The organism is Exiguobacterium sp. SH5S4 (assembly GCF_004337045.1).
Lineage (GTDB): Bacteria > Bacillota > Bacilli > Exiguobacteriales > Exiguobacteriaceae > Exiguobacterium > Exiguobacterium aurantiacum_A.
Map to the genome: position 1 here is coordinate 1 of NZ_SJUQ01000048.1, position 5,243 is coordinate 5,243.

Annotated in this window: 5 protein-coding genes; 4 read left to right on the forward strand and 1 reads right to left on the reverse strand. The window is 32.4% G+C overall.

Annotated elements, in window-relative coordinates:
* Positions 1 to 544 precede the first annotated feature (544 nt).
* The 4 genes from EVJ32_RS15740 (at position 545) to EVJ32_RS15755 (ending at position 4,240) form a co-directional block, all read left to right on the forward strand.
* Complete coding sequence (locus EVJ32_RS15740) at positions 545 to 928, forward strand: hypothetical protein (protein WP_236636110.1); 384 nt, start codon at positions 545 to 547, stop codon at positions 926 to 928.
* Positions 929 to 1,287: 359 nt separating this feature from the next.
* Complete coding sequence (locus EVJ32_RS15745) at positions 1,288 to 2,070, forward strand: ABC transporter permease (protein WP_131459112.1); 783 nt, start codon at positions 1,288 to 1,290, stop codon at positions 2,068 to 2,070.
* A 21-nt stretch (positions 2,071 to 2,091) separates the two neighbouring features.
* Complete coding sequence (locus tag EVJ32_RS15750; RefSeq protein ID WP_131459113.1) at positions 2,092 to 3,585, forward strand: hypothetical protein; 1,494 nt, start codon at positions 2,092 to 2,094, stop codon at positions 3,583 to 3,585.
* 13 nt (positions 3,586 to 3,598) lie between these two features.
* On the forward strand, positions 3,599 to 4,240 hold the full coding sequence (locus EVJ32_RS15755) for an ATP-binding cassette domain-containing protein (RefSeq protein WP_131459114.1): 642 nt from the start codon (positions 3,599 to 3,601) through the stop codon (positions 4,238 to 4,240).
* A 207-nt stretch (positions 4,241 to 4,447) separates the two neighbouring features.
* Here the strand turns inward: EVJ32_RS15755 and EVJ32_RS15760 are convergent, their stop codons facing one another.
* The gene (locus tag EVJ32_RS15760; RefSeq protein ID WP_131459115.1) at positions 4,448 to 4,738 is read right to left on the reverse strand and encodes a hypothetical protein; all 291 of its coding nucleotides are present in this window, start codon (positions 4,736 to 4,738) and stop codon (positions 4,448 to 4,450) included.
* Between the last annotated feature and the right edge of the window lie 505 nt (positions 4,739 to 5,243).

Sequence of the window (5,243 nt, forward strand, 5' to 3'; positions counted from 1 at the left end):
CATATCGGATGAGGGAAAAGAAACGGGCCGGCATCCAGCCGACCCGTGTCGATAGTTTCCAAGAGTAACGTGTAAAAAAGGGATTTTTAATCCGTTATTAAGAAGGAATTTTAAACCGCTGTTGACATTTAACAATATTATCGTTTGTATTTCATCACCAAAAATAGCCATTTATGTATTTATAAAATAAATTAGCTTGTTGTGCTTTTCCGTCTTTTTAACGAACGTTAAAAAAACATGTTCGTATGTTGGTTCACATGAATTTTGAAAGCCTTCGTAAATTTGACCATAAAAACACCCCATAAAAGTTGGATTTTTATGTCCAACTTTTATGGGGTAGTTCAAATGAGCACTTTTTATCAAGTGTTTACCGTTTAGGGTTCAGTTCGAAGTAGGTACATTGTATTGTTTATTTAATTTATTTAAATATATATGTAGTACTTTGTATTTATTTTTATATATTACATATTTTTAGGTGTTTTTATCATGTGTAAAGTATTATTATGGAATTTGTAATATAAATTATTGAAAAGGAGAACTTATCTTGAAGAAAAAAACTTTAGCCACATTAGGACTTACAGTCGGTTTATTATCAGTTGTTGGTTTTGCGCAAGCAGGAACTACTGCTACGAGTTATAGCGTGACAGTTGGGGCATATAATGGTGCCGGGAGCTCTTCATCTCAAACTAAGGCGATCTCAGATGCTCGCGGTGAATTGAACTCTAGTATTGTTGGCGGTAACTATACAGTTGACGCTCGTATGGCAGCAACATCTGGTACAGGATCTTGGGTTCGTGGTGTAAGCGATTATGAGACTCGTGGTCTTCCAAATTCAATTAATAAAGGGACTGCTGCACGTGTTCAATTTAGTAACGATCTTACAACTCCAGTAGATGTAAAAGTTACAGGTTCTTGGATAAGTAACTAATAAATATTGTTATTTAAAAGTTAAGATTTATTTGTCTCATGCTAACATAGTAAATAAAAATGTAAACGACTTGAGTTCAATGATATTTAGGACTTAGGTCGTTTTAAATTTTATAAATGATATTCAATAGGCACAATAACTCTTTTTTCACATTCTTTTAGGAAAATAGAAGTGTTTTTATCAATATAGAGTTTCTTTTTTAAAAGTTACTTTACTTAAAAAGGTGCTCTAGAGTAATCTTAAGATAGAAAATAATTCCTTTGATGATAGTAAATATTTGTGAAAAAATTACTCGAATCTTTGATTTGAAAATAATTAATTCCTTAACAAAAAGGATGAAAATGAAGTGAGGTTAATTCATGTTGAAGCAAATAAAAAAAGAATTGTTAAATGCATTGACAACTAAAAATTTAATATTATTTTCGTTTATTATTTTCATTGTCCCTTTAATTCAATTTTTAACAGTGTATAATACTTATGAATTTTTTCAGCCAATCGAAGTTTTTGAGGAGAGTATCTCTACTATTCCGGCAATGATCTTTCCAATTCTTGCGGTTTTAGTATACGTTCCTTCATTTATTTCAGAGTATAAAAATAATTTTTTGACTTATACGAGAACTAGAGTAAACCTTAACGATTATCTAGTTAGTAAAGGGATTGTTAACGCAATTTTAAGCGGAATTGTATTATTTTTAATGGTTTTCGTTACATATTTGTTTGTACAGTTTATTGAGCCTTGGTTAGGGTTAGTAAATTATACACCGATAAGTGAATCGACTGTTGATGTTAAGAATGTATTTTCGTCCTTAATTGAAAACAACCCGTTTTTATATGCCACAATTTATGCTATATGGATTGGATTAAATGCTGCTCTATACGCTACGCTTGCTTATATTCTTGTATTGTCACTTAATAGTATTTTCGTAGCCATCTCTATTCCGTTTATGGGGTATCACCTTTTAAATTTTGTTTCAGGAATTTTCCAGTTTCCACAATTTTCGCCATTGAGTACCTTGTTTCCGTTCAATATTACAGCCCAACCAATTTGGACAGTTTTTGTTCCATTCACAGTAATACTTTTAATCAACTTAATCGTATACAAAGTCTATATTTCAAAAAGAGAAGAATGGACTTTCAATTAAGTAAAGCAGGTGACAAATTTAATGCTTGAAACACTTTTTAAAGAATTTACAAAAATAAAGTGGCTTTTAGTTGGTACAGTAATATTTTTTTATAGCTTATATCTAAAAAAACAAATATTTAGTGCTGCAGGAGAATACTCATTAAATATCAATATATGGGATCCGATATACTCACTTCAAAATGATTCATATCTTATGGTGTATTTTTTAATTCCGATTATAATCTTTACTTCAGTCAAAACAATCACTACTAAATTTGATTATACGTTGCTTATACGACTAAAGTCGTTCAATTCATGGATGCTTTATACGACTAAAAATTTTTTAGTTCAAATCTTCCCTATGTTTATACTGTTGTTTATCCTTAGTTTATTAATGTCTATCGGTTTACCATTCCAGATGAACTGGAGTGAATATAGCACACTAGATAATGGAGTGAATGAATTAAACGAGTTATACTCAAAATTTCAAAATCCTTTAGTACCGCTATTCTTTCAATTCTTATTATGGATAGTTGCTTCAATAAGTCTTCATGGAATGCTGGTTTTATTATTTTTAATGCATCAGAAACACCAGTACTTGTATATCGAGGCAGCTTTATTATTTTTACTTTGTGTTTTTGGATTTAAAATTTTTCCATCAGAATTTAAATTTTTATCTCCTTCAGTTTACTTTACAGTTGCTGCTGCAATAAATGCTTTATCAAGTATATGGATCATTTTTGTAATTCCTATAACGCTTTTTATTTTTGAATTTTTTGTTATTAAATATTTAATCGAATTCAAAAAAATATTTAGGATAATACAAAAAGAGACGCTTCCTTATATTATTTACAGTATATTGATATTTATTTATATTTTGATAACTTTTCAAAATAACAAAGTAGATATTTTAACACTCGGTGACTTAATTACAGTAATTTTCTTGGGAGTAAGTGCTTTTAATTCTTCTTTTGCATCTTTATTTGCATACCTGATTACTTTTTTCGGATTATCATATTTAAGCCAAATTCGACTTTCTCATGAAATCGGGGAAGTAAGTCATTACAAAATTATTAGATACGGAAGTATTGATAAATGGTTCTTCAAAGTATTTATAAAAGAATCATTATTTCTTTTCAGTGTTTTATTATCCATTATAGGATTCGTAATTTTATTTGGAATCTTTAATGGATTAGACCCTTCTTTGAAAACAGACATAACATCACTACAAAATAGTAACTTGATTCTTTTTATCATTTGTTTCTCATTCCTTCAGCTTATATGTTATTTGCTTTTTAGCTTTATTACTTTATGGAAGTCCTCTGAGGGTTACTTTTTACTAATCTTGTTTGGAGTATTATCTTTTATGTTATTACCAGGGATAAATGTGTGGGGTGTTTTTCCGGTTGGATTAAATGCTGTAATCGTTACTGAGTCATTCAGTCTTCAGCATTTACTAATTGTTTTGTTCGCTTATATTGTAGGTTCTTTAATGTTTTTAAAAGTAATGTTCTCTAAAAGTCTTAAAGTATGAAAGGGGTAGTAAAATGGAGATAATAAGTTTAGAAAACGTATCGAAGACATATATGGGCAATAACTTATTTGATAGTGTTGATTTAACAATCAATCAAGGTGAAATTGTTGGTATTGTTGGACCAAACGGATCAGGTAAATCTGTCTTATTTAAAATGATGTGTGGATTCGTTTTTCCTGATGAAGGAACAATAACGGTAAGAAATAACAAGCTACATAAAAAAAACCGCTTTCCAAAAGATTTTGGAATACTTATTGATCGTCCAGGTTACATAGCAAATAAAACAGGTTTTGAAAATTTAAAACAACTCGCTTTGATTCAGGATAAAATTAACGACAAAGAAATTGAAGAAACAATGGTTAAAGTCGGTTTACAACCAAAAAATCAACAAAAGGTAAAAAATTATTCATTAGGTATGAAACAAAAACTAGCGATTGCACAAGCCATTATGGAGAACCAAGACGTTCTTATTTTAGATGAAGCGTTTAATGCGCTTGATCATGACAGTGTAAAATCATTACGAAACATGCTTTTAGATTTCAAGAAGGAAGGAAAAACGATTCTTATAACCAGTCATAATTCTGAAGATATTGATGCGCTGTGTGATAAAGTTTATAGAATCAATCAAAGCAAGGTTGACTTAGTACAAAAATAAAAAATATTTGAAGTGTAAATGATATGGCTCCCTCAAAAATAAACAGTTGAAATAATAAAACTGTTTATTTTTGAGGGAGTTTTGTCTATGTCCAAGAATAAATACTCTGTCAATAAAAAGTTAACAGTCGTTAAAAATTTTGAAGAAGATTTTATAACGATGTGAACCTAGATAAAATTTACAGTTTTTGCTCGATACGATTTTACACTATTGCCGAAGATTCAGAACAGAACTCCGATAGATTAGTGAGGTCACTGAAAAACTCAAAATGATATTGAACAGAGGAGCGTTGTCCCGACCAGAGTTGACGATCCCCTGTTTTCCTTTTGACGAATCCGATTTTGGGGTCCAGGCGAGAGCAACGCGAATCGCCGCCCCACAAAAGAAAAACGCACGTCTTTCGTCTTTGCTCTTCTCGGACGAACCGAGGATGAGATGGTCGAGCACCGGGATGCCGATGACCCGGTTCTTCGTATTGAGCATGATGGCGAGGAACACCTCACAGGCGTCGTCCCCAATGAACGATGACCCGATTTGTCAGGCGCTGTGCGGCGAGTGGATGATGGCGTGCTCGAGGGTGACCATGTCCTCGCGAACCTCCTGTTTGATGCGGATGACCTCGATGATGGCGGATAGTTCCATGATGGTTTGTCCCCTTTCGGATAGATAAGCTGTCCTCAGAACGAACACCGTTGTGCGTCCTGTTGACGGAAACGAAGCGAGCGTCGGGAGACGGTGCAGGGTGTTAACAACAGTTTAAAATTGGTTCTTCCTCACTTTTGATGAATCTTATCTTAGGGAATTAGTTTACTAAAAGGATTGAAGGGATTCCTCATGTTAAACGAGTTTTTTCCGGAACTAGAAATAGTCGACGTGTGTATTTTGCAATACAAATGTGCACAATAATGCAACGAAAAGTACAGAACTTTGCCAGCTGGGTTTTAGTGTTTCGACAACGCATGCGTGACACGATAACTGTCACCTGTGAAGTTTAGTATGTGAG

Bases quoted from the DNA above. Each gene is read 5' to 3' on its own strand.
- EVJ32_RS15755 (WP_131459114.1), top strand. From the start codon at position 3,599: ATGGAGATAATAAGTTTAGAAAACGTATCGAAGACATATATGGGCAAT.
- EVJ32_RS15750 (WP_131459113.1), top strand. From the start codon at position 2,092: ATGCTTGAAACACTTTTTAAAGAATTTACAAAAATAAAGTGGCTTTTA.
- EVJ32_RS15745 (WP_131459112.1), top strand. From the start codon at position 1,288: ATGTTGAAGCAAATAAAAAAAGAATTGTTAAATGCATTGACAACTAAA.